The sequence below is a fragment of the Streptomyces odontotermitis genome, from assembly GCF_050510915.1.
GTDB lineage: Bacteria > Actinomycetota > Actinomycetes > Streptomycetales > Streptomycetaceae > Streptomyces.
On the sequence record NZ_JBNJLS010000002.1, the window covers coordinates 775,984 to 799,366 of the forward strand.

Annotated in this window: 20 protein-coding genes; 8 read left to right on the top strand and 12 right to left on the bottom strand. The window is 71.3% G+C overall.

The features are described 5' to 3' along the window. Window positions 1-203 precede the first annotated feature (203 nt). From ACQB60_RS09650 to ACQB60_RS09660, 3 genes are all read left to right on the top strand, one after another. A complete protein-coding gene (locus ACQB60_RS09650; protein WP_496925419.1) occupies window positions 204-776 on the top strand; it encodes a hypothetical protein in 573 nt (190 codons plus the stop codon). Between the two features lie 125 nt (window positions 777-901). Continuing rightward, a complete protein-coding gene (locus tag ACQB60_RS09655; RefSeq protein ID WP_496925420.1) occupies window positions 902-2,464 on the top strand; it encodes a S1 family peptidase in 1,563 nt (520 codons plus the stop codon). A gap of 130 nt (window positions 2,465-2,594) precedes the next feature. Then, complete coding sequence (locus ACQB60_RS09660) at window positions 2,595-4,499, top strand: trypsin-like serine peptidase (protein ID WP_496925421.1); 1,905 nt, start codon at window positions 2,595-2,597, stop codon at window positions 4,497-4,499. A 214-nt stretch (window positions 4,500-4,713) separates the two neighbouring features. Here the strand turns inward: ACQB60_RS09660 and ACQB60_RS09665 are convergent, their stop codons facing one another. From ACQB60_RS09665 to ACQB60_RS09685, 5 genes are all read right to left on the bottom strand, one after another. Continuing rightward, on the bottom strand, window positions 4,714-5,958 hold the full coding sequence (locus ACQB60_RS09665; protein ID WP_496925422.1) for an MFS transporter: 1,245 nt from the start codon (window positions 5,956-5,958) through the stop codon (window positions 4,714-4,716). After that, window positions 5,955-6,758, bottom strand: a complete 804-nt coding sequence (locus tag ACQB60_RS09670; protein WP_496925423.1) for a TfuA-like protein — start codon at window positions 6,756-6,758, stop codon at window positions 5,955-5,957. The genes ACQB60_RS09665 and ACQB60_RS09670 overlap by 4 nt, the downstream gene beginning before the upstream one ends. Before the next feature lie 30 nt (window positions 6,759-6,788). Further along, window positions 6,789-8,150, bottom strand: coding sequence for a YcaO-like family protein (locus ACQB60_RS09675; protein WP_496925424.1), 1,362 nt, complete (start codon window positions 8,148-8,150; stop codon window positions 6,789-6,791). Continuing rightward, complete coding sequence (locus ACQB60_RS09680; RefSeq protein WP_496925425.1) at window positions 8,147-9,565, bottom strand: radical SAM protein; 1,419 nt, start codon at window positions 9,563-9,565, stop codon at window positions 8,147-8,149. The genes ACQB60_RS09675 and ACQB60_RS09680 overlap by 4 nt, the downstream gene beginning before the upstream one ends. A gap of 79 nt (window positions 9,566-9,644) precedes the next feature. After that, complete coding sequence (locus ACQB60_RS09685) at window positions 9,645-9,815, bottom strand: hypothetical protein (protein ID WP_496925426.1); 171 nt, start codon at window positions 9,813-9,815, stop codon at window positions 9,645-9,647. Between the two features lie 249 nt (window positions 9,816-10,064). Here ACQB60_RS09685 and ACQB60_RS09690 point away from each other — a divergent pair, with 249 nt between their 5' ends. Together ACQB60_RS09690 and ACQB60_RS09695 are read left to right on the top strand one after the other, a co-directional pair. Continuing rightward, complete coding sequence (locus ACQB60_RS09690; RefSeq protein ID WP_496925427.1) at window positions 10,065-11,633, top strand: NCS1 family nucleobase:cation symporter-1; 1,569 nt, start codon at window positions 10,065-10,067, stop codon at window positions 11,631-11,633. A 43-nt stretch (window positions 11,634-11,676) separates the two neighbouring features. After that, window positions 11,677-12,042, top strand: coding sequence for a hypothetical protein (locus ACQB60_RS09695; protein WP_496925428.1), 366 nt, complete (start codon window positions 11,677-11,679; stop codon window positions 12,040-12,042). A 15-nt stretch (window positions 12,043-12,057) separates the two neighbouring features. Here ACQB60_RS09695 and ACQB60_RS09700 read toward each other — a convergent pair whose 3' ends face one another. Then, entirely contained in the window at window positions 12,058-13,551 is a 1,494-nt protein-coding gene (locus tag ACQB60_RS09700; protein WP_496925429.1) for an amidase, read from the bottom strand. A 126-nt stretch (window positions 13,552-13,677) separates the two neighbouring features. Between ACQB60_RS09700 and ACQB60_RS09705 the strand changes: the two genes are divergently transcribed. Beyond that, a complete protein-coding gene (locus ACQB60_RS09705; RefSeq protein WP_496925430.1) occupies window positions 13,678-14,274 on the top strand; it encodes a TetR/AcrR family transcriptional regulator in 597 nt (198 codons plus the stop codon). Window positions 14,275-14,280: 6 nt separating this feature from the next. Here ACQB60_RS09705 and ACQB60_RS09710 read toward each other — a convergent pair whose 3' ends face one another. After that, window positions 14,281-15,111 carry an SDR family oxidoreductase gene (locus ACQB60_RS09710; RefSeq protein WP_496925431.1) on the bottom strand — a complete coding sequence of 277 codons (831 nt, stop codon included), beginning with the start codon at window positions 15,109-15,111 and terminating at the stop codon, window positions 14,281-14,283. Between the two features lie 172 nt (window positions 15,112-15,283). Here ACQB60_RS09710 and ACQB60_RS09715 point away from each other — a divergent pair, with 172 nt between their 5' ends. After that, complete coding sequence (locus tag ACQB60_RS09715; RefSeq protein WP_496925432.1) at window positions 15,284-16,246, top strand: helix-turn-helix transcriptional regulator; 963 nt, start codon at window positions 15,284-15,286, stop codon at window positions 16,244-16,246. On the opposite strand, the gene ACQB60_RS09720 is transcribed toward ACQB60_RS09715, so the two are convergent. The 3 genes from ACQB60_RS09720 to ACQB60_RS09730 all read right to left on the bottom strand — a co-directional run bounded on the left by ACQB60_RS09720 (window position 16,144) and on the right by ACQB60_RS09730 (window position 18,896). Further along, a complete protein-coding gene (locus ACQB60_RS09720) occupies window positions 16,144-17,553 on the bottom strand; it encodes a M20/M25/M40 family metallo-hydrolase (RefSeq protein ID WP_496925433.1) in 1,410 nt (469 codons plus the stop codon). The two genes, ACQB60_RS09715 and ACQB60_RS09720, sit on opposite strands and share 103 nt — an antisense overlap. Before the next feature lie 80 nt (window positions 17,554-17,633). Further along, window positions 17,634-18,224, bottom strand: a complete 591-nt coding sequence (locus tag ACQB60_RS09725) for an antibiotic biosynthesis monooxygenase (RefSeq protein WP_496925434.1) — start codon at window positions 18,222-18,224, stop codon at window positions 17,634-17,636. A gap of 120 nt (window positions 18,225-18,344) precedes the next feature. Beyond that, complete coding sequence (locus ACQB60_RS09730) at window positions 18,345-18,896, bottom strand: DUF1062 domain-containing protein (RefSeq protein WP_496925435.1); 552 nt, start codon at window positions 18,894-18,896, stop codon at window positions 18,345-18,347. Between the two features lie 325 nt (window positions 18,897-19,221). On the opposite strand from ACQB60_RS09730, the gene ACQB60_RS09735 reads away from it, so the two are divergent. Continuing rightward, window positions 19,222-19,692: a hypothetical protein gene (locus tag ACQB60_RS09735; protein WP_496925436.1), complete on the top strand. Its 471-nt coding sequence runs from the start codon at window positions 19,222-19,224 to the stop codon at window positions 19,690-19,692. 31 nt (window positions 19,693-19,723) lie between these two features. Here the strand turns inward: ACQB60_RS09735 and ACQB60_RS09740 are convergent, their stop codons facing one another. Both ACQB60_RS09740 and ACQB60_RS09745 read right to left on the bottom strand, forming a co-directional pair. After that, on the bottom strand, window positions 19,724-20,413 hold the full coding sequence (locus ACQB60_RS09740; protein WP_496925437.1) for a DUF899 domain-containing protein: 690 nt from the start codon (window positions 20,411-20,413) through the stop codon (window positions 19,724-19,726). A 117-nt stretch (window positions 20,414-20,530) separates the two neighbouring features. Beyond that, the gene (locus ACQB60_RS09745) at window positions 20,531-23,380 is read right to left on the bottom strand and encodes an HAD-IC family P-type ATPase (protein WP_496925438.1); all 2,850 of its coding nucleotides are present in this window, start codon (window positions 23,378-23,380) and stop codon (window positions 20,531-20,533) included. Between the last annotated feature and the right edge of the window lie 3 nt (window positions 23,381-23,383).

Consider the following 23,383-nt stretch of genomic DNA (forward strand, 5'->3'; position numbering starts at 1 on the left):
CGTGTACCCGGGGTCACGTTGCCCCTGCACATGCGTCGTTCCCGATTTGTTATCCCAACTCCACCACCCCGCTCCACGATTCACCGGTGTCCGTTAACGGGTGTTACGTTGCTCCGGTCCCTTACGCGATGCTTAGCAGCGCTTCGCGGCTCTCGTCCGCCTCAACACCGCTGCGGCCGCACCCCACTTGGAAGGAATCACTGGTGATACTTCGCGCGCGCAGAAAGCTGCTCGCCGGCGTCATCGGCATCACGATGGCCGTCGCGGGAGCCGCCACCGCCGCCGTCGCCCAACCGGGAAGCAACCCCGGGAGCCAGCCCGCCGACGCCGCCAGGTCCGCCGAGTCCGCCGCCGCCCAGCAGGCCGGAACCGGGGCGGCGACCCCGCCCCCCGCCGTGGAGGACTTCGCCTACCCGGACGCCGCGCGGCTCCTCAAGGAGAAGGGCATCACCCTGAAGCGAGGGGACGGCCACATCGTCCTGAGCGACTGCGCCGACGCCAACATCCTGGTGCGCACCACGCACACCAACGACGACGGAAACAAGTACTGCTTCAAGGCCACCGGCAAGAAGGGATACCTCAGCCTGGAGGTCCCGAAGGTGTACTCCGTCGATTCCGAGGGGCCCGCGTTCCAGGCCACCGTCACTTCCGAGGACGGAAAGAAGACCGTCCAGGTGGAGAAGGGCGGTTTTCAGCCCGTCGGCACGGGAGATCTCAGTCCGGGAGCGAGCGGAAAGCCCGCGGTCCTGGTCGAGCTCCGCGTCAACGGTAATTGAGCGAATGTCCCGGATGATTCGCGATGTGCGGCGTGCACCACGCAGCGCTCTCTCCGGCAACTTCCGCTGTTCTTCTGTGATTTAGGAAATGAAACGTGTTTAGCAGACGTCCGCGTACCGCGTGGATGACCGGGCTTCTCGCCACCGCCGTCACGGCCGGTGCCATGACCGCCGCTCCCGCCCAGGCAGTGGGGGGCGGTGCCGCGAAGGACGGCACCTACGCCTTCACCGCCAAGCTCGACATCGGCGGCGGCCACCGCAGTTGCTCGGGTGCGCTGGTCGACAGGCAATGGGTGATGTCCGCCGCCAGTTGCTTCGCCGCCGACCCCGCCAAGGGCTTCAAGGTCGCCGAGGGCGCGCCGAAGTGGAAGACGACGGCGACCGTCGGCCGGACGAACCTCACCGGCTCGGGCGGCACCGTGGCGAACGTCGTCGAGCTCGTCCCGTACGAGGGCCGCGACCTGGTGATGGCGAAGCTCGACAAGCCGGTCACCGGCATCACCCCGGTGGCCCTGGCGACCGCCGCGCCCGCCAAGGGCGACCGGCTGCGGGTCGCGGGCTACGGCCGCACCCGCACCGAGTGGGTGCCCGACAAGCTGCACAGCACCGGGGTCACGGTGGACTCGGTGCAGGGCGCCACCCTCGGCCTGACCGGCGACGACCCGGCCACGGCCGCCGTCTGCAAGGGCGACACCGGTGGCCCGGCGTTCCGGGAGAGCGACGGCCGCCCGGAGCTGGTCGGCGTCAACAGCTCCTCCTGGCAGGGCGGATGCGTGGGCACCGACCCCGCCGAGACCCGCAGGGGCGCCGTCGACAGCCGCGTCGACGACCTCAACACCTGGGTGCAGAAGGTCAGTTACCGTACGGCCTTCCCCAACGCCCCGTGGCAGTACGCCGAGCACATCGCCTCCGGCTACTTCACCGGCGGCTCGGCCGGCGGCACCCGCCACATGGACATGATCGTGCGCTGGATCGACGGCGAGGTCACCCTGTACCAGGGCGCCGACGACAAGGACGCCCGCCACCCCTTCTCGGCCGAGTACCGCATCGCCGCCGCGAACAGCGTCTTCAAGCACGCCAAGCAGATCACCGGCGCGAGCTTCGGCGGCGGGTCCGACGGTCTGATCGTGCGCTGGGTCGACGGCGAGCTGACGCAGTACACGCACGTGGACAAGAAGGGCTTCCACGGCGAGAAGAAGCTCGCCCCCGCCAAGAACAAGACGTGGCCGTACGCCAAGCAGATCACCGCGGGCAAGTACACGGGCAACGCGCAGCGCGATGACCTCCTCGTGACCTGGGTGGACGGCGAGGTGTCGCTCTACACCGACGTCGACACCAACGGTCTGCGCGGCGAGAAGACCCTGCTGAAGCCCAACAAGACCTGGCCGCACGCCGAGCAGATCACCTCCGGCGAGTTCACCGGCAAGAAGACCGCGGACCTCCTGGTGCGCTGGTCCGACGGCGAGGCCACCATCTACCCGGGTGTGAACACCAGCGGGTTCCACGGCGAGACCAAGATCCGGCCTGCCAAGTCCGCCTGGAAGTCGGCCACCGTGGTCAACACCGGCGCCTTCGTCGCCAACGACCGGCCGAACGACGTCCTCGTGCGCTGGGCCGACCACACGCTCGGCCTCTACCCGGGCGTGGACGCGGCCGGTACGCACGGCGAGGTCAAGCTCGTCGGCTGAGCGCCGCCACCGCTGAACAACAACCGCGCGGGGCCGGTGCTTTCGGCACCGGCCCCGCGCGCACTCCTCTGGGCAAGAAGGAAAGCAAGCAGTGCCTCTCACGAGACGAATCCCAAGACGAACACCATGGATGCGTGCCGCTCTGCTCGGCATGAGCGCCGCGATCGCCTTCACCACTCCGGCGACGGCCGCACCCGCCTCGGAATCGACATCGACGTCCGCCCCCGCTTCCGCCCCCGCGTCCGCATCCGTGGACGCGGACGCGGACGTGAACTTCACCCAGGAGGGGATACGCGAGGCGCGGGAGGCGGAACGCTACTGGACCCCTGAGCGCATTCGCGGCGCCGTCGCGATCGACGCGAAGGGCCAAGAGGTCAAGGGCAATTCCGCCACGGGCGACGAAGCCAGGCCCGGCGGCCGGCAGAAGCGCTCGCTGCGGGCGCCGAGCAGGCCGACGGCCGAGGGGATCGCCTCGGTCGGCGTGTTCCTGATCCGAGGCGGCGACGGCGAGGCGACCTCCGACCAGTTCTGCAGCGCGAGCGCGGTGGCCTCGCCGACCAAGAGCCTGGTCATCACGGCGGCGCACTGCCTCAAGGGCGACCGCAGCTACCGCAGCATCGCCTTCGTCCCGGGCTACCGCGCCGGGGCCGCCAAGGCGGGCCAGGTCGGCGAGACCCCGTACGGGATCTTCCCGATGCAGCCGGGCAAGGTCTGGATCGACGGCCGCTATCTCCGGCCGACGCCCAGCGACGACGTGGACTTCGCGTTCCTGCGGGTCGGCCCGAACGCCCGGGGCCAGCTCCTGGAGGACGCGATCGGCCGGGGCAACGAGCTCACCTCGGTCGGCTCCGCCCACCTGGCGCGCAAGAAGGTCACGGTCGCCGGATACCCCGGCGGCACGAGGACCCCGCTGCAGTGCACCAATGACACGACGGCGTTCCAGGGCCGGTTCATGGAGATCCGGTGCGACGGATTCCGCGCGGGGGTCAGCGGAGGCCCGTTCCTGGAGAACTTCGACGGCCGTCGCGGGAAACTCGTCGGGGTCATCGGCGGCTACAAGACCGGCGGACTCTACGACCACATCTCCTACACCTCGCAGTTCGACGACGACGTGTTCCGCCTCTACCGGAAGGCGGTCGGCGACGCACCGCCGGACAAGGGCAGCGTCCTGGGCGACGCGCAGAGCTGGCAGCACGCCAAGGCCATGACCGCCGGACGGTTCCACACCACGTCGGCGCGCGACACCTCCGCCCGCGACACATCCGTAAACGACGGAGTCAGCGACCTGATCGTCCGCAGGGACAACGGCGAAGTCAGCCTGTACCGCGGCAACGGAAAGTTCGGGTTCGCCAAGGAGGTCCGGCTGATCGGACCCAACGGCACCTGGAAGCACGCGGAAGTGATCACCGCCGGAGACTTCACGGGCTCCGCCACGTCCGACCTCTTCGTACGGTGGTCCGACGGCGAACTGACCCTCTACAAGGACGTCGACGAGCACACCAAGCTCCGCGACGAGATCCAGCTGCGCCGCCCGAACAGCCTCTGGAAGAACGCGAAGGCCGTCACCGCCGGCCACTACACGGGCGCCGGCACCCGCGCCGACGACCTGGTGGTCCGCTGGTCGGACGGCGAGCTCACGCTCTACCCCGACGTCGACGAGAAGGGCACACACACCGAGCGGAGGCTCACCGCCCCCAACAAGACCTGGACGCACGCGCGGGACATCTCGTCAGGCAGCTTCACCGGCTCCGCCACCGCCACCGGACAGGACCTGTTCGTCCGCTGGTCCGACGGCGAGGTCTCGGTCTACGAGAACATCGCCGCCAAGTCCCTGAAGTCCGAACACCGACTCCGCCCCGCGGGCTCTCCTTGGCGCCAGGCAACGCTGACCACCGTCGGCGCCTTCGGCGGCGGCAGCGCCCGCGAGGACGACGTCATCGTCCGCTGGTCGACCGGAAAGCTGTCCGTCAACGCCGACACCACCCCCGCCTCCCTGTCCCGCGAGCACACCCTCGTCCCCAACCCCGGCGGCTGACGCACGTTTCCGAGGCGGGCGCGGCCACGCCCTGATCGGTGCCCGTACGGTCCGAGACCGCACGGGCACAGCGCCTCAACCACCGTGCCCTTCCCCATCACCACCACGAGAGCGACGGCGGCGGCACCCGCGGCCTTGAAGTGCAACGAACAGCCCTCGCGACGGCCCTCGCGGCCGAGCAGCGGCTCGACCGCCCTGGTCAGGAATCCCGGCACTACGTGGGGGTGGCGTCCGCACGCCGCTGCGTCCAGATGAACTGCCCTGCCGCGACGGCGAGAAGAAGAGCGCCCGCGGCGAACGGCACGCGGTTGCCTGCCGCGTGGGCGAGGAGTCCGGCGAGGACGGCGCCCAGCGGGACCGCGCTGACGGACAGGGTGCGGTAGGCGGCCATGACGCGGCCGCGCATGTCCTCGGGGGCGCGGTCCATCAGGAGCGTCATGCCGGGGACGTTCCACATCCCCGCTGTGAATCCGTGCAGGGCGACGCAGGGCAGGGCGACGGCGTACGAGGGGGCCAGGGCGAGCCCCGTGAAGGCCGCGACCTGGACGGCGACTGCGGCGCGGGACACACGGGTGGCGGGGATCCGTCGCAACAGCCGGCCGGCGAGGAAGTTGCCGCAGATCATCGCCGCTGCACTGCCCGCGGCGAGCGCACCGAACGCGACGGGCGGCATGTCGAGGGTGCGCAGCGCGAACAGCGGCATGATGCCCTGCGAGAGCCCCGAGGCGAGATTCATGATGCCGACGGTCAGGGTGAGGGAGCGTACGAGCGGTGTGGCCGCGATCCAGAGCAGGCCGGCGCCGACGTCGGCGCGCAGTGACCCCGGCGGCTTCCGGGTCCCGGCGTCCGAGGCGCTGTGCGGGAGGCGGCGGACCGCGCCCGCGGCGGCGAGGAAGCACAGCGCGTTCCCGAGGAAGGGCACGGTGGCGTGCCAGGTGAACGAGGTGCTGCCCGCCGGTCCTCCGGCGAACTGCCCGATGCCGTTCTGCGCCATGCTCAGCCGGGCGTTGGCCTGACCGAGGTTCTCCTTGGCGACGACGGCGGGCAGCAGGCTGTTGAAGCAGCTGTCGGAGACGGTCTGCAAGGTGGTCAGGGCGAACGCGCACACCAGCACCGCCGCGATGGTGATGTGTCCGGTGGCCACGGCGAGGGCCAGCCCCGCCGTGAGCGCGCACCGGGCCAGATCGGCGACGAAGAAGGCGCGCCGCTTGTCGTGCCGGTCCACGAACGCCCCGGCGGGCAGCCCGAACAGCAGCCAGGGCAGGAACGCGGTGGCGGCCACGGCGGAGACCACGCGTGGGTCGTCGGACAACGTGGCGGCGAGCAGCGCGAAGGCGGCGGTCCTGCTGGCGTCGGCGAAGCGGGTGGCGACGGCGGCGGTGAGCAGGAGCCGGAAGGGGTGGCCGAACTCCCGTATGGATGCGGTGGAGTTGGTGGTCTCGGTGGCGTGCCGGGTCACAGGGCGACCCGGTCGGGGGCGAGGAGGGTTTCCGGTGTGTGCAGTGCCGTCACGTCGGCGGGCACGGCTCGGGGCGGGCCCCCTCGCCGAGTCTGCTGGGCGTCCTGTGGTGTACGTCCCTCGGCCCGCGCCCTGAGGACGTGTGTGACGGCGGCCTCGGCGTCGGCGAGTTTGGCGTCCCAGAGGGGGCGTGCTCCCGGCTCCAGGAGGTGCCGGGCCACGATTGCCGCGCCCCCGGTAAGGCTGTTCTCCACGATCCGGCGCAGCGCCGCGAAGGTGCGCTGGCGGAAGTGCACGGCACGGGCCGCCGTGAGCACCCGGGCCGCCTCCTCCTGGGTGGTGGCTCCCCACGCCGTCAACACCCCTGTCAGGCGCCGCACGTTGACGAGTGGGACCGTGAACGGCTCGTAGGTGTCGGGGTCGTAGGCGAGCGCCACCTCGTCGTCGGCCACCAGGTCTCCGGAGAGGTAGGCGCCCGCGATGGTGCCGAGCGCGGCCATGCCGAGGGGTGCGCACTCGGCGGCGCGCAGGGCGCCCATGCTGGCGGCGCCCCACAGGTGGAATCCCGCGTCGACGGCGGTGCGGATCTCCGTGAGCGTGATGGCCTGGGACTGCCCGAACTCGCCGTCCACGATGAGCACATGAGCCCCGGCTTCGAGCTGCCGCGTCGCCTCCGTGAGATCCCCCGCGCGCACGGGCGGGCGCAGGACGTCCGCGAGCGGCCCGAGGAGCGGGGACGCGGCGAGGCTGGGGCCGGCGAAGACAACGAGGGTGCGGGGGTCGGTGATCCGGGGGTCCATGATCCGGGGCTCCATGAGGGGGTACACGGTTCATTTCCTGACGGCGGTTGCGGCTGCGCCCTGGCAGCGTGCCTCCTGTCGCGTCCGCATCGCGCCGGCGAGCCGGGGGCCGAGTCTGCCCGGCTCCTGGTTGAAGAACTCAAGTCCTGGCACCACGGCCCGTACTACGGAGAACGGGATGCCGGGCAGCGTCAGATCAGTGACGTACGCGGCGGCGAGACCGGCCTGCCGCAGGTGTCCGAGCAGGGACCTCAGGTCTCCGGCGAGGCTACCCGTGCTCAGGTCGGCGTGGTCGTCGAAGGCCCGTACCGGCCAGCCGTCCGCCCAGGCGTCCATCCGCTCTCTGGCCTGCCGGTATCCGGACTCGCGCCGTGCCACGTGCTTGGCGATGTCCTCGCGGCCGCCGGAGATGACGCTGAGCCGGGACTGCGCGGCCTCGGTGAGCGCCCGGTAGAGGGCGACGCGCGGGGACAGGTGGCAGCCCGCGCCGCCGTTGATGAGCAGAGGATCGTCGGACTGCCGGTCGTCCACCGTGACGTAGAAGACGGGTACGCCGATGTCGCTCGCGAAGGAGAAGACCCGGACGGCGATGCCGTTGTCGTGGAAGCGGCCCACCAGTTCGTCGTAGTCGGCTGGGAGTGTGTCGAGGGGTACCCGGTGGCCCTGCTTGAGGACTTCACCGAAAGCGGTGGCGTCCCGCTCGATCAGTTCGTACAGGGCGTGCATCGTGGCCTCGGCCCGGCTGTTGCCGGAGGCGAGGCCGTCCGCGGAGCGGAACAGCCAGGGGTGGTCCGCGGCAGGCGGCTCGTACGGCCAGAAGGCGCTCTCAGCGGGCAGCAGGATCTCCTCGCCGCTCACGAGGTCGTGGAAGGGCCACCACTCCAGGGCGGCGTCCTCCGTCCACGGCGAGGCCCGGTCGAGGATGAGCGCCCGCGGGTGCAGCACCTTGCCCCGGCCCGCCATCTCGCGCAGGAGGCCGACGGGGCCACGGCGGCCGTACTGTTCCCCGCAGTACCGCTCCACCGCCTCCATCAGCGCGGACGCCAGGGCGGCCTGCCGGTCCGCGCCCTTGCCGCAGGTGACCGTGAGGTTGCCGTCCTGGGCGCGCGGGCGGAGGGTGTTGAAGACCGGGATGCCTACGGAGTCCAGGCCGGTGACGTCCGCCACCCGGGATATCCCCGCCAGGTCCCGCACTCCCCAGGCCAGTTCCACGGTGCGCTCGAGGGTGCGGACCCGGTGGGTGCCGGCATAGGTGTGCTTGCCGGAGTCGGCCTCACCGAGGAATCCGATGGCCAGGGGCGGGAGTTCGGGCGAGGTATGGGCAGCGGCTCCGTTGGCGGCGCCGGTACCGGTGGCGGCGCCGGTACCCGTACCCGTCAGGACGGCCGTCATTCCGCGTACGGGGAGAGGTCGGTGTACTCGTACGCCGGGGCGAAGGGCTCGACGCGGGAGTACCTCTGGGTGACGACGGCCTTGAGCGCGTCCGGGCGCCGGGCGGCGACGTCGGCGAGGACGTCGAGGGTGAGCCCGATCAGGGACTTGCGGTGGCGGCAGGTGGCCGGGAGCGTGCCGGTGTACCCCGCTCCGGCCGCATGGGCCCGGTGATAGCACTCGCCACCGCAGGCGTGCTTGGCCCAGCAGGAGTTGCAGGGCTCGCGCTCGTCGACGCGCTGGAAGAAGGGCTGCCGTACCTCGACGATCGGCAGGCCGCGGCGCACGTCCCCCATCTCGAAGGAGCCTTCCTCCAGGAAGTGGTGGCAGGGGTAGAGGGTGCCGGTGGGTCCGACGGCGAGGGCGTTGCGTCCGGCCGAACACGGATACCAGGATCCGGTGCCCTTGCCGCGCAGCACCAGCTTGCCGATGAAGCCCTCGAACGGCATGACGCCGAGCGCGGTGCCCTCCAGGAGCCGTTCGCGGTACCACTCCAGGAGCTTGACGAGCTCCTGTTCCTCCGCGGCGGCGATGCCGCTCTCGTCGTACATCGGCTGGACGTGGATCTCGTTGAAGCCGAGGTCGTAGAGGTAGCGGTGCAGGGCGACGAGGGGGGTGCCCGGATTGCTCACCGCGCGCACCCGCAGGATGTGCTGGGTGCCGGACTCCACCAGGCGCTTGATGTTGCGCAGCACCGGCTTCGTCGTGGGGCGCCCGGACAGATAGATGCGGTGGGTGTTGAGGTCGGCGGGACCGTCGAGGCTCACCACCAGGGACACGTCGTTGTCCCCGGCCCAGGCGATCGTCTCGGGATTCATCAGGGTGCCGTTGGTGTAGACGGCGAACGAGACCTTCTGCCCTGTGTGCTTGGTCCGCTCCTGCGCGTAGGCGACGGACTGCCGCAGTATCTGCTTCTCCAGGAGCGGTTCCCCGCCGACGAAGAGGAGTTGGAGCGCGGGGGCTTCGGCCTGGGCGAGGAGCGCGTCGATGCTGGCCTTCGCCGTCTCCCAGCTCATCCCCGCCGGGACTTCCGATCCCTTGCGGTCCTTGAGGTCGAGCTCGTTGTAGCAGTACGTGCAGCCCATGTTGCAGTGGTACGTGTTGCCCACGATGAGCTTGGTGATGGAGGTGCCGCCGAACTCGGGCGGCACGAGCGGCGCGCACGCCTGCAGGGCCTGCTCGACCTTGGCCCACACGGCGTGGTCCTCTTCGGTCAGCGCGAGCTCGCCGTGCCCGAGACGGGCGTAGCGGTCGGCCCGGTCCGCAAGGCCCGCGTCCACGCGGGCGAATGTCAGGCGGTCCGGGTCGAAGACGATGCTCCGGCCTTCGTCGAGGGACGGGAGAGTGACACGGTTGCTGACGGAGCTGACGGACATCGGCGTTCTCCTCGGAGGCCCAGAGGGCCGGTCCGCCGTCGGATTGCCGGACCAGCCCCCTGTCTGCTGCGGGCTGGGATCAGGTGGCGGAGTTGCAGAGAACGACGGGACGGTCGAACTCGCCGCCCTCCGGGTCGATGCCGAGGCTCTCCCAGTCGACGGCGGCGAAGTCGCCACCCTCGATGTTCGACTCGACGGCGACCGTCTCCGCAACCTCGTCCGCCGTGATCGTCTCGACCACTGTTGCCATGGCTGAGCTCCTCTCGTACGAGAACCACATGCATGGTGCATGCCACTCAGCAGTCTCAGTACGGCGGTCACGAACCACCGGCATCAGGTAAGAGAGCGGAAAGAACCCTTCCGCCCACCCGTCCCCGACTCCCCCACTCCCCCTGTTCCCCTACTCCCGCCCGGGGCCGGAGAGTTGTACAGTCCACCCCACTCCGCGCGAGATCACCGACATCGGTACCGGTCCCGGTACCGGCAAGTGGGGGCTGCGATGTCACCGACCGTACCTTCCGCTCCGGGTACGGGGCCTTCGGCTCCGGATGCCCGCACCACGGACACGACCCCGACGCAGCGCTCCGACCCGGACGGCCGCGTCTCCCTCGCAACGGGCGTCACCCTGGACGACCCCCGGTTCGCCAACGACGACCTGCTGCCGGTGCCGATGGAGCGGCGCACCTGGGGCATCTACAACTACACGGCCCTCTGGGTCGGCATGGCCCACAACATCCCCTCCTGGACGCTTGCTTCGGGCCTCGTCGCGCTCGGGATGGACTGGAAGCAGGCCGTCTTCGTCATCGCGCTCGCCAATGTGATCGTGCTGCTCCCGATGCTCCTGACGGGCCACGCGGGCCCGAAGTACGGGATTCCCTTCCCTGTCCTCGCCCGCGCCTCCTTCGGGCTGCGCGGCGCGAACCTGCCCGCCCTCGTCCGGGCGGCGGTGGCGTGCTGCTGGTTCGGGATCCAGACGTGGATCGGCGGCCAGGGCATCTTCCTCCTGGTCGGCAAGATCTTCGGGGGCTGGGCCGACGTGTCGAAGGTGGGCGGCTACCCCTGGACCCTCTGGCTCTGCTTCATCGCCTTCTGGGCCTTCGAACTCGCCGTGATCTACCGGGGGATGGAGGCGCTGCGCCGCTTCGAGAACTGGGCGGCGCCCTTCGTGCTCCTCGGCGCGCTCGCGCTCCTCGGCTGGATGGCGACGAAGTCGGGCGGCCTCGGTCCGCTCCTCGACCAGCCCTCGAAGCTCGGCTGGGGCGCGGACTTCTGGAAGGTCTTCTTCCCCTCCCTCATGGGCATGATCGGCTTCTGGTCCACGCTGTCGCTCAACATCCCCGACTTCACCCGCTTCGGGAAGGGGCAGCGGGCGCAGGTCTGGGGCCAGTCGCTCGGCCTGCCCACCACGATGACCGCGTTCGCGCTCCTCTCGGTCCTCGTCACCTCGGGCTCCCAGGCCGTGTACGGCGCGGCGATCTGGGACCCGGTGGAGCTCTCCGCGAAGACGGACAGCGTCTTCGGGCTGCTCTTCGCCCTGGTGACGGTCCTGATCGCGACGGTCTCGGTGAACATCGCGGCCAACGTCGTCTCCCCGGCCTACGACCTCTCCAACCTCGCCCCGAAGCTCATCAACTTCCGTACGGGCGCGCTGATCACGGGCGTCGTCGGCGTCCTGGTCATGCCGTGGAAGCTGACCTCGACGCCCGAGCTGTACATCTTCACGTGGCTCGGCGTGGTCGGCGGCCTGCTCGGTACGGTCGCGGGCGTTCTGATCGCCGACTACTGGATCATCCGCCGCACCGTCCTCGACCTCGCCGACCTCTACCGCCCGCACGGCCGCTACTGGTACGCGGCAGGCTGGAACTGGCGCGCCCTCCTGGCCTTCACGGTCGGCGGCACCCTGGCGGTGGGCGGCTCCCACTCGGCCCCCGGCAAGGGCCCGTTCCCCGAGGACGGCCTCATCCCCTTCCTCAAGCCCCTCGCGGACTACGGCTGGGCGGTGGGCCTCGGGGCGGCGCTCGTGCTGTACACCGTGACAAGCTGGAGCACGTCACAGCGCGGGCATTGAGCGCACGCTGAGAGGCGTCACCACAGGGGGAAGGGGACCGTCGATGCACTGGTTCTGGATCGTGCTCATCATTTTCTGGACCGGCGGCTTCGCCTGGGCTGCCGACAACGTCCGCACCGCCCTGCGCCACCGCCACGAGCGCAAGATGGAGCGCCTGGAGGCGGCGAAGCAGGAGCGGCTCGCCGTGGAGGCGGCGCACCAGCCGCCGGAGCCGGTGTGCGGCTGCACGCACCACCTCGCCAAGCATGACAAGGACGGCAAGTGCCATGAGCGGGTCGAGGTGCCGACCGCCTGGGACGAGAACAAGAAGCCGCTGCGTTACGAGGCGGGGCAGTGCAACTGCCAGCAGTACGTGGGGCCGCAGCCGTTGTCGCAGGTCTTCGCGGAGGAGCTTACGGACCGGGCGTGAGCCTGGTCCGTGTCGTCAGTCGCTCGTACGCTTCCCCGCCCATACCGCGGGCCGCCGCCCCGACCACGGACTTGCCTGTTCCAGTTGGCCCGCGAGGCGGAAGAGGCGGCCTTCGAGCCCGTAACCGGTGGCGAACTGCATGCCGATCGGGAGTCCGGTCGCGGGGTCGGTCGTCAGTGGTACCGACATGGCCGGTGTGCCCGACACGTTGAACGCCGTCGTGAAGGGCGAGAGTTCGAGGACGCGGCGCAGCCAGCCGAGGCCGTCCAGGGCTTCCGCGCCTTCGGCGTGCGTGCCCAGGGGCACGGGCAGCTCCGGCAGGGTCGGAGTGAGCAGAATGTCGTACGTGGTGAAGGAGCGGGCCAGGCTGCGGGCGATCCGGTTGCGGGTCTCCAGCGCGGTGACGAACTGGGTGGCGGTGACCCGCCGCCCGTAGTGGTAGCTGGCCAGGGTCGTCGGCTCGAGGGTCGAGGAGTCGATGGGCCGGTCGAAGGCGGCGGCCAGCGCGTCGATCGATGCCGCAAGGTTAGCCGTCCATTGGTGGGTGGTGGAGAGGATGAACTCCTCCCAGTCCACGCCCAGTTCGCCCCTCTCTTCCGCTCTCCCCGCCGCTCTCCCCGCCGCTCCCCCTTCCGCGTCCTCCACCTGGTGGCCGAGCGATTCGAGCAGGCGGACCGTGCGGGAGAGGGCGTCGGCCACGGGTGCCGTGGTGCGGTGGCCGCCCCACGCGTGGGTGAGCACACCGATGCGCAGCACGCCCGGGTCGCGGGTGACTTCCTCCACGTACGGGCGGGGCGGCTCGGGGGCGTAGTAGGGGTCGCCCGGTTCCGGGCCGCTGATCTGGTCGAGCAGGACCGCGCTGTCGCGCACCGTGCGGCTGACGCAGCCCTGTACGGCCAGGCCGTTGAAGACCTCGTCGGCGTCGGGGCCCATGGAGACGCGGCCCCTGGTCGGCTTCAGTCCGAAGAGGCCGTTGTACGCGGCGGGTATGCGGAGCGAGCCCGCGGCGTCGGTGGCGTGCGCGACCGGGACCACCCCGGCGGCGACGGCCGCGCCCGCGCCCCCGCTGGACCCGCCCGCACTCCGGTCCAGGTCCCACGGGTTGCGCGTCGCGCCGTACAGCACGGGTTCCGTCGTATTGCTGTAGGCCAGCTCCGGTGTCGCGGTGCGCCCGAACGTCACGAGGCCCGCGCGGCGGAAGCGTCGCATCAGGGAGGAGTCGGCGCGGGCGGTGTTGCCGGCCGCGAGGCGGCTGCCCAGCTCCATGCGGTGCCCGGCCATGGAGACGCCGATGTCCTTGATCAGGAAGGGGACGCCGGAGAGCGGGGCGGGGGCAGGTTCCTCATCAGCGCCGGTCGGCCATGTCTCGACGATGGCGTTGATCTGCGGATCGACCGCTTGCGCGGCCTCGCGCGCAGCCGCCCCCACTTCGGCGGAGGTCACCTGGCCGCGGGCCACCAGCTCCGCGAGCCCCACCGCGTCGAAGTTCACGTACTCGGAAACTCTCACTGTCTCTCCCACCTCTCAACTCCCCGCTCCCCCCATCTCCGTGGAAGGAGCGCCACCCAGCGATACCTATGAGTCCCTGATGATACCGATCGGTACCACATGGGAGTGACTGGTACCGTAGCAGCCATGACAACAACCGCCGGCAGGCCGAGCAGAGTGGCGAAGCTGCCCCCGCGCGAGCGCATCCTCGACGCGGCGGAGGAGCTCTTCCAGAGCGAGGGCATCCGGCGGGTGGGCGTCCAGGCGATCGCCGAGAAGGCCGAGACCACCAAGATGGCGATCTACCGGCACTTCGAGACGAAGGACGCGCTGGTCGCGGAGTGGCTGCGGATCGTCGCCGCCGAGTACCAGGCGGCCTTCGACCGGGTCGAGGCCGAGCACCCCGACCGGCCGAGGGAGCAGATCCTGGGCCTGGCCCGCTTCATCGCCGAAGGGCTGCCCGCGATCTCGTATCGGGGCTGCCCGTTCATCAACTCCCTTGCGGAGCTGCCCGATCGCTCGCATCCCGCACGGCAGGTGATCGAGCAGCACAAGGCCCTCCAGGCGCGCAGACTGCTCGGCATGTGCACCGCGGCCGGGCTGCCCGATCCCGAGCAGGCCACGGCCGAGATCACCTTCGTACTGGAGGGCGCACAGGTCAGCACGCAGAACGGGAGCATCGACCGGGCGGGCGACCGGGTGATGAGGATCGTCGAGCGGATCGTGGGCTGGCACGACGGCTAGCCCCCACTACGCCTCCCGCGTGGGGAGAACGGAGATCTGGGACAGGTTGACGTGGCGCGGGCGCTCGACGGCGAAGGCGATGAGCTCGGCGACGTCGGCCCCGGAGGGGATGCCTTCGATGGAGCCCACGGCCTCCTGGACGGCGGCGCTGATGGCCGGGTCGTCGATGTGATCGCGCAACTCGGTGTCGACGGCGCCGGGTTCGACGTTCGTCACGCGTACGTCGGCGGGGCTGAGCCGGGCCCGCAGATTGCGGGAGAGGTGGCTGAAGGCGGCCTTGGAGGCGGCGTACCCCGCGAAGCCGGGCAGGACGGACTGGGCGGCCACGGAGGAGATGTTGACCAGGTCCGCATGGCCCCGCTCGGCCGCCGCCGCGAGCAGGTCCGGGACGAACGCCTCCACGACGGCGAACGCGCCGGTGACGTTCACGTCGATCATCCGCTGCCAGTTGGCGCCCGCGGACCCGTCCAGGAGGTCGGGCAGGGCGAGCCCGGCGTTGTTCACGACGAGGTCGACGCGGCCCAGGCGGGCGCGGACACCGGCGGCGGCCGCGGCGAGCGAGGAGGGGTCGGTCACGTCGGTCGGCAGCGCGAGGGCGGTGCCGCCGGCCGCCTCGATCCGGGCCACGTGCTCGTCCAGGCGATCGGCACGCCGGGCCAGCAGGGCGACGCGCGCCCCCCGCGCGGCCAGTTCGCGCGCGGTGGCCTCGCCGATGCCGCTGGAGGCTCCGGTCACGACGGCCACCCGGCCCGTGAGAGTGCGGGCGGGGGACGCGGTCTGCTCGGTCTGCTCGGCGGTGGTGACGGCCGTGGTGGTCGTGGTGGCCGTAGTGGTCATGGTGGTCTCCGGAGTGCGTGTGCGGACCGCGTTCGGTGCGGGGTCCTTGGGTGTTCCTTGGGTGTTCCTCGGGTGTCTTGCGCTACCGACTCTGCGGGAGTTCCACCCGCCCACCCAGGGCTCGGCTCGACCCTGGGTCTGGCAGAACCACCCTGTGACGGACACTTGATCCATGGACTTCCGCACCGAACTCACCGCGTTCCTCCGCTCCCGCCGCGCCCGGCTGCGGCCGGAGGACCTCGGCGTACGCCCCTTCGGCGGCCGCCGACGCGTGCCAGGGCTGCGCCGGGAGGAGCTGGCGGACCTGGCGGGAGTCAGCGTCGACTACTACGTACGGCTCGAACAGGGCCGCACCCACAACGTCTCCGACAGCGTCCTGGACGCCGTCGCCAGGGCCCTGCGCCTGGACGGGGCCGAACGCGCGCACCTGGGCCACCTCGCCCGCGCCCTGCGCCACCCGGCCGCGACACCTCCCGTCCCGCAGCCGGTCAGGACGGGCGTGCAGGTGCTGCTCACTGCGCTCGGCGAGGTGCCCGCGTACGTGCTGGGACACCGACTGGACATCCTGGCCTCCAATCGGCCGGCCCGGGCGCTGTTCACCGACTTCGACGCCCTGCCGCCGGAGCAGCGCAACGCGGCCTGGCTGCACTTCCTCGACCCGGCCGTACGCGGCCTGTACCCGGACCGGGAGGCGTGGGAGGAGACCGCGCGCGGCACCGTCGCGGCCCTGCGCCTGGACCTGGGCCGGCACTCCTGCGACGACCGGCTGTGCGAGCTGCTCGGCGAACTGTCGGTGCGCAGCGAGGACTTCCGTGCCCTGTGGGCCGAGCACCACGTGGGCGAGCACGCCTACGGCATCGAGCGGCTGTGCCATCCCACGGCCGGCGAGCTGGTCCTGCGCCGCGAGACGCTGCGGCTGCCCGGAGAGGGCGGCCAGACCCTGGTCACGTACGCGGCGGAACAGGACACTCCGTCCCGCCCGGCCCTCGCCGCTCTCGCCGCTCTCCCGCCTCTCGCCGCCCCCGCGGCGCCTCAGCGCTGCGGCGCGGGGAACGCCACGGGGCTGCGCAGGCCGGAGCGGCCGACCGCGCGTACGCCGAAGAAGACGTTGTCCTTGGACAGTTCGACGGTGTGACGGGTGGCGTCGCCGACGTCGATCACATGGGTCCAGTCGTTGTCGGTCGTCTCGCGCCACACGATTTCGTACCCGGCGAGATCGGCCTCGGTGCCGCGCTCCCACACCAGCTCGGTGTCGTTGGTCAGCGCGGCGGTGAGGATCTTCGCGCCGCGCGGGGTGCCGGGGGCCTGGGCGAGGCTCCACAGAGTGGCGGCGTTGACGCGGGCGACGCGCGCGACGAACGGGAAGTCGCAGAACTCCGGCAGGTCCCCGTACTGCTTGCCGTCCACCACCCGGACGTCCTGGTGCTGATGGGCGAAGTCCTCGGCGGGCTCGGTGAACCGGGCGGCGGGGTAGGCGCGTTCGAGGAAGGGGATGTGGTCGCCGCCGCGCAGATAGCGGTCGCGGCGGTGGACGACGCGCACCCGCATCCCGGTCGCGTCGTTCACGGCCACGTCCTGCACGAAGCGGGCGAGCTGGCGGGCCGGTGAGTCGTTCTCGCCGCCCACCGAGCGTCGGACAGCGGCCTCCTCCGGGGTCTCGGAGGAGGGGACGCCTTCCGCGAAGAGGCGGATCGTGCGCGGGTCGCGGGTGCCGTCGTCGGCGGTGGAGCTGCCGACGATGTCATTGGTGAACATCGCCTGGACGTCGGCCTTGCGCTGCTTGAACTGCTCGGCCATGTGCGCCGCGCCGAGCAGCCCCTGCTCCTCGCCCGCGACGGCCGCGAACACGAGCGTCGCGCCGATGCGCCGGGTCGCCAGCACACGTGCGAGCTCCATGACGAGCGCGACCCCGGAGGCGTCGTCGTCGGCTCCGGGTGCGTCGCTCGTGAAGTCCATGACGTCACTGGCACGCGAGTCGTAGTGCCCGGAGACGACGTACAGGCGGTCGGGGGACGCCGAACCGCGCAGTGTCGCCACGACGTTGGTGATCCGCGTCGGGGCCGGGACGCGCGGGCCCGGCTCCTGGACGTACGACTGGAGCTCGACGCTCATCCGCCCGCCCGAGGGCCGCGCGTGGCGCCGCATCTCGGCGAGGATCCAGTCGCGGGCGGCGCCGATGCCGCGTACGGGGTCGTCCTGCGAGGACAGCGTGTGCCGGGTCCCGAACGCGGCGAGCCGGCGCACCGTCGCCTCGATGCGCCGGTGGTCGATCTCCCGCAGGATCGCGCGCAGTTCGCGCGGCGGTTCCTGTGCGGTGGGACGCGCGCCGTCACGCGCGGCGGCGGTTCCCGTCTGCGTGCCGACGGCTCCGGCCGTGAGGGCGGCCGCGGCGGTGGCTGCGGTCAGGACGGCGCGCCGGGAAGTGCCCGTCTGCTGCGACATGCGGCCATAGTCATGGACACCACAATGCTCCGCAAGGGTGCCCGGCAGCCACACGGCCGGGTCCGGACGCGTACGGCGGGCTAGTTGGCGTGGTGGTCGAGGGCCGCGTGGTGGAGCACGTACCGCTTGAAGTCGAGCTCACCGGCGTTGGCGATGGCCGCCTCGTGTGCGTCGGTGTCGGTCCATTCGGCGAAGACGATCGCCCGCTCTCCGTCGGCCGTGAGGTGGACGTGCGCCGCGAGCAGCCCCGGAGCGGGCGCGAGAAGCCCTTCGATGTCACCCGCAGCCTTGGTCACGACGAAGGCACCACAAGGGCTCTCCGCATCATGAACCACACTGCGCCGCAGCCGAGTTCGGTTGAGGCCGGGACGCTCGATGCCGGGCACGAGCGTGTCGACGCGGCTCACCACCGCGGCGCGATGGGCACGGGCCCAGGCCAGGTGTTCCTCGTCGCTCGTCCACTGTGCGTAGAAGAGGAGCCCGGCACCATCCGTGGAAAGGAACAGGTGCTGCGCCAGCCGCGCCGTCGGCGCCTCGGCCGCCGCCCACTCCTCGATCATGGCGTCAGCGGCCGCGCGGGAACGCTCGTCGGTACCGGTGCGCCACTCACTCACCAGAGCGGTCCCGGCGGCGGGGTGAACGAGGTCCAGGAAGCGTGTCGTGTGTGTCATGGGCGCCAACCTCGTACGTCAACCGCACTTGAGGTCAAGCGGGTCGGGGCCCGCCCCTGTGTCCGCCCGACGGGGCCTGCCCGGCGGTTCTTGCCGGACAGGCCCCGGTCCCGCCGAGGTTCAGCGCTTGAGCGTGAAGGTGAAGTCGCCGGAGGTCTTGGCGGTCAGCCGGACCGCCGAGACCACTTTCCCCTCCTCGACCAGCCGCTCGGCCTCGGCCCGCGAGAGACCGCACCCGTCAGCGATCAGCCGCACCGGCCGGACCGGGATACGCGCCGCGAAGCGGACCGAGACGTCGATCGTCTCGGCGTGGTCCAGGTGATCCGATCCGCCGGTGTCGAGGCGCCACGCGCCCGCCCAGTCGAGGGCGATGCGGTTGCGGCGCCTTACGACCAGGTCCTGGAGCAACTCGGCTGCCAGGGAAGGGTCGTTGTCGTGCATGCGGTCAAGCAACTCAGTCCGTATGGAGCGCACATTCATCCGCTCGAAGACCGTGAGCTTGGCCGTCTCCCCGCACGTGGTGCAGAGCACGAGGAGCCAGGCGTCGAGGAGCTTGTGGTGGGCGTTGACACGGAATTTTCCGTGGGGCCGGAAGCGCCCGGACGCGCAGGCGTGGCAACGGCGGAGGACTGTCGGCAGGCAGGTGGGCATGACCACCCAGCTATTGAGCACAGAGGTACACCGGTTTCAGTGAGAAGTCCGCAGCAAAAGGCAGCGCGGCGCATGAGCGCGACGCGCGACAGATCAGCTCTCGGGAGGTCTCACACGGTGTACAACGGCACGTCCTTGCCTCGGCGACTTGGTCCGGCAGCACGGTAGCGGCGCACAGCGGCGCCGCTCCACTGGTTTTTCAGGTCGGTCGTCTCAACCGGGTTCCGCGGAGCCGCCTTTACACAGCCAGCGGATGTGCCCAGAATTCCGATGGCACAAGAGCCCCACACCGCACGGCCGTTGCGTGTGGGGCACGGGGGAAGAAGCACGGGGAAGAAGAATGACGATGACCGACACGACCGCCTTCCTCGTGGTCGGCATCCTCGCCCTAGTCCTCGTCCGGCAGTTCACCGTCCGGACCGTCACGTACCGCATGTACATCTGGGTGGGTCTGCTCGTCGTCCGCGGCTGCATTCCGCCGGGCCCCGCCGAGTGGGAGCCCGCGAGCATCGTGCTGCTCGTGCTCTCACTGCTCGCCTCGATCGGCTTCGGCGTCTGGCGGGGAGCCGTCTTCCCTATGTGGAAGGAGCCCGACGGGCGCGTGCTGCGCAAGGGGGACCGCAAGGTCCTTGCCCTGTGGGGCGGGACGGTGGCCGCCCGGCTGGTGTTCGTGGCAACCGGGGCGCTCGCGTTCCACGAGCCGTTCAACGCCGACGCGCTGTGGCTCGGCCTGGGCCTGACGCTCGCGGCACAGCACACGCTCATGATGCGCCGCCGGGCTGCGGCGCCCCTGAAGGCGCCGCAGGCGATCGCTTAGACGGTCTCCGTCAGGGAGTTGACCGTCTCCGTCAGACAGTCTCCGTCCCGTACAGCGCGGCAATGTCCTTGGACCCGGCCCACCTGCTGTACGTGGGCTGCTGCGGCCAGCCCTCGGGAGAGTCCTGCCACACCTCCTGGCGCCCGTACGGCAGGACGTCGATCAGCGCGAAGGAGTGGCTGAGCTGCTCGCCGCCGCGGCCGTCGGTGTGCCAGGTGCGGTACACGGTGTCGCCGTCGCGCAGGAACACGTTGATGGCGAATCCGCCGCCGGGCGGGGCGCCGACGTCGGCGCCGAACGGGCTGTTCGCGGTGGAGTACCAGGTCATCCGGTTCCCGACCCGGCGCTTGTAGGCGAGCGCCTCGCCGATCGGGCCCTGTGTGACGACGACGAACCGGGCGTCGTAGTTGTCGAGGAACCCGAAGCGCGTGAACTGCGAGGTGAACCCGGTGCAGCCCGGGCACTGCCACTCCTCGCCGGGGGTCCACATGTGGTTGTAGACGATCAGCTGCCGCTTGCCGTTGAAGATGTCCGCGAGCCGGACCGGGCCGTCCTCGCCGTCGAGGACGTAGTCCGGCATCTCGACCATGGGCAGCCGCCGGCGCTGGGCGGCGATCGCGTCGAGTTCCCTGGTCGCGGCCTTCTCCCGGACGCGCAGGACTTCGAGTTCACGCCGCCAGGTGTCGGCGTCGACGACGGGCGGGAGTGCGTGGGTACTCATGGAAGCCTCACAGATCAGATCAGGTGGGCGGATCACGGTCCGTGGAGGTAGACCCCGCCGGGCCCCCGAACTCATCGGTGGTCGTGCGGAGCAATTCAAAAGCAATTCAAGAGCAATTCAAAGGGGAGCAGTTACGGCATCCGTCGCCCACCGCCGCTCGTACCACCCACGCGCCGCCACCAACCCGCCCGCGTACAGCACGAGGACCACGGCGAGCAGCAGGTAGTACGACACCGGCAGCGCGGCGAGGCCGAGCAGGGAGCCGAGCGGCGACAGCGGCACCAGGAGGCCCGCCACGATCAGGGCGGCCGCCGCCCAGTGCACCGGGTTCGCCCTGCGGCCCTCGGCGGCGCGGCGGCCCGTGCGCAGGAGCAGCATGACGAGGGCCTGGGTCAGCAGGTTCTCGGTGAACCAGCCGGAGTGGAAGACCGCCGCGTCGTCGAGGCCGTCGGGTCCGTGCAGGGCCAGCGCGAGGACGCCGAAGGTCGCGAGGTCGGCGACGGCGTTGAGGACGCCGAACCAGGTGATGAAGCGCAGGAGTTCGCGGGGGCGCAGGACGGCCGGGCGGCGGGTGACGGCGCGGCTCGGCCGGTCGTACGCGAAGGCCAGCTGGGCCGCGTCGAAGGCCAGGTTCTGGGCGAGGACCTGCGCCGGGAGCATCGGCAGGAAGGGCAGGAGCAGTCCGGCGGCGAGCATCGCGATGACGTTGCCGAGGTTCGAGGAGAGGGTGACACGCAGATACGCCGCGATGTTCCCGGTGGAGCGGCGCCCCGCCGTGATCGCGTGCTCGACCGCGCCCAAATCCTTCGCGGCGTCGGCGAGGACCACGTCGGCGCTCTCGCGCACGACCGCCACGGCGTCCCGGGCGGCGATGCCGACGTCGGCGGCGCGCAGCGCGGGCAGGTCGTTGACGCCGTCGCCGAGGAAGCCGACGGTGTGGCCGCGGAGGTCTCCATCGGTGTGGCCGCCGGAGCGGAGCGCGGCGATGACGCGCGCCTTGTGGCCGGGCGCGCAGCGGGCGAAGACGGTGGTACGGGCGGCGGCTTCGGCGAGTTCGGGGTCGGTGAGGGCGTCTATGCGGTCGGCGGTCAGGACACCACCCCGTACCGCCGGATCGCCTTCTCGTACGGCCAGATCGCCTTCTCGTACGGCCAGATCGCCTTCTCGTACCGCCGGATCGCCTTCTCGTACCGCCGGACCTTCTTGTGAAATGCCGTCTGCCGACACCGGAATCCCCAGGTCACGGCAGGCCCTGAGCGCCGTCCCCGGATGGTCCCCGGTGAGCACCTTGATCGCGACGCCCCGTTCGGCGAGGCCCTTGAGCGTCTCGGCGGCGGTCGGCGCGAGCGCGTCCCGCAGGGTGACGAAGCCGTCGAAAGTGAGCCCACGCTCGTCGGCGGGGGTGTAGGCGCGGGTGCGGGCGGGGCGTTCGGCGGTGGCGACGGCCAGGACGCGCAGCCCGTCGTCCGCGAGCCGGGCGGCCCGTTCCAGGAGCTCCGCGCGCCGCTCCGGTTCCAGGGCACACCGCTCCAGTACGGATTCCACGGCGCCCTTGACGACGAGGGTGTGCGTGCCGAGGCGGCCGCCCGCCGCCCTCGGGGTCCGCACGACGGCGGTGGCCAGGCGCCGGTCCGCGTCGAAGGGGAGGGCGTCCACCCCGTCGTACGCCATGAGCTCGTCCTCGTCGGACGCGTCCAGGATCGCCTCGTCGAGGGCGTCGGGGGCGGGCAGGTCGGCGAGCTGGAGGGTCCACCAGGCGTTGACGGCGGCCCGGCGCAGGACGTCGGGGGCGTCGCGGCCGTCCGCGTCGAGGGCGCGGTCGACGACGGGGCGGTCCTGGGTGAGGGTGCCGGTCTTGTCGAGGCACAGCACGTCGACGGCGCCGAGGTCGTGCAGCGCGGGCAGCCGTTTGACGATCACGCCGTGGGCGCGGGCGAGCAGCGTGGTGCCGCGTGCGAGACAGGTGGTGACGATGACGGGCAGCATCTCGGGGGTGAGCCCGACGGCGACCGCCACGGCGAACGGCAGCGTCTCCAGGCCGCGCCCGCGCAGCGCCGCGTTGGCCAGGAGGACCAGCGGCGGGGTCAGCAGCATGAACCGGATGAGGATCCACGCGATGCCGTGCACGGAACGGTCGAAGGTGCTCGCCCCGCGCCGGTCGTCCCGCCCGTCGTGGGCGGCGGCGAACCGGGTCCGCTCCCCCGTGGCGACGACCACGGCGGTGCCGCTCCCGGAGGCGACGCTGCTGCCCTGGAAGCAGAGCTGCGGCAGGTCGAAGGGCGCCCCGCCGGGCGCGGTCGCCACGGCCCGCGCCGTACGCGCGTCGTCCGCCTCCTTGGCGACCGGCGCCGACTCCCCGGTCAGCGCCGCCTGGTGCACGGTCAGCCCGTGCGCCCGCAGCAGTCGTACGTCGGCGGGGACCAGGTCTCCCGGGCCGAGCCGGATCACGTCGCCGGGCACGAGCTCGGCCACGGGGATCTCCCGTGCGTCGGCCGCCTCGTCCTCGTGCGGGCGCCGCAGCACGGTGGCCGTGGTGGCGACGAGCCCGCGCAGTGCGCTCATGGACCGGTCGGCCCGGTGTTCCCCGCAGGCCCGCAGCACACAGCTGACCACCACGAGGAGCACGATCACGGAGGCGGTGCCCCACGAGGCGACGACCGCCGAGACGGCCCCGAGGCAGAGCAGCACGGCCGTGAACGGGTCACGGAGTCCTCGTACGAACAGCCGCGCCCAGGACGCCTCGCGCCGCCCCGCCGCCACGTTCTCGCCGAAGCGGGCGAGCCGCTCCTCGGCCTCCGTCTCGGTCAGCCCGCGCGGCCCGCTGTCGAGGGCGCGCAGCGTCTGCAGGACGGTCGGCGTACCGGCGGACGCGGCGGACTCGGCGGACGCGGCGGACGCGGCAGGCGCAACGGGGACCGGGCCCGGGCTCGAGTCGGCGACAACCACCTCGGGGGCCGACTCACGCACCGC

Coding starts and splice junctions, on each gene's coding strand:
- ACQB60_RS09655 (WP_496925420.1), top strand. CDS start 902: ATGACCGGGCTTCTCGCCACCGCCGTCACGGCCGGTGCCATGACCGCC.
- ACQB60_RS09660 (WP_496925421.1), top strand. CDS start 2,595: ATGCGTGCCGCTCTGCTCGGCATGAGCGCCGCGATCGCCTTCACCACT.
- ACQB60_RS09670 (WP_496925423.1), bottom strand. CDS start 6,758: ATGGACCCCCGGATCACCGACCCCCGCACCCTCGTTGTCTTCGCCGGC.
- ACQB60_RS09675 (WP_496925424.1), bottom strand. CDS start 8,150: ATGACGGCCGTCCTGACGGGTACGGGTACCGGCGCCGCCACCGGTACC.
- ACQB60_RS09680 (WP_496925425.1), bottom strand. CDS start 9,565: ATGTCCGTCAGCTCCGTCAGCAACCGTGTCACTCTCCCGTCCCTCGAC.
- ACQB60_RS09685 (WP_496925426.1), bottom strand. CDS start 9,815: ATGGCAACAGTGGTCGAGACGATCACGGCGGACGAGGTTGCGGAGACG.
- ACQB60_RS09690 (WP_496925427.1), top strand. CDS start 10,065: ATGTCACCGACCGTACCTTCCGCTCCGGGTACGGGGCCTTCGGCTCCG.
- ACQB60_RS09695 (WP_496925428.1), top strand. CDS start 11,677: ATGCACTGGTTCTGGATCGTGCTCATCATTTTCTGGACCGGCGGCTTC.
- ACQB60_RS09705 (WP_496925430.1), top strand. CDS start 13,678: ATGACAACAACCGCCGGCAGGCCGAGCAGAGTGGCGAAGCTGCCCCCG.
- ACQB60_RS09710 (WP_496925431.1), bottom strand. CDS start 15,111: ATGACCACTACGGCCACCACGACCACCACGGCCGTCACCACCGCCGAG.
- ACQB60_RS09715 (WP_496925432.1), top strand. CDS start 15,284: ATGGACTTCCGCACCGAACTCACCGCGTTCCTCCGCTCCCGCCGCGCC.
- ACQB60_RS09720 (WP_496925433.1), bottom strand. CDS start 17,553: ATGTCGCAGCAGACGGGCACTTCCCGGCGCGCCGTCCTGACCGCAGCC.
- ACQB60_RS09725 (WP_496925434.1), bottom strand. CDS start 18,224: ATGACACACACGACACGCTTCCTGGACCTCGTTCACCCCGCCGCCGGG.
- ACQB60_RS09735 (WP_496925436.1), top strand. CDS start 19,222: ATGACCGACACGACCGCCTTCCTCGTGGTCGGCATCCTCGCCCTAGTC.
- ACQB60_RS09740 (WP_496925437.1), bottom strand. CDS start 20,413: ATGAGTACCCACGCACTCCCGCCCGTCGTCGACGCCGACACCTGGCGG.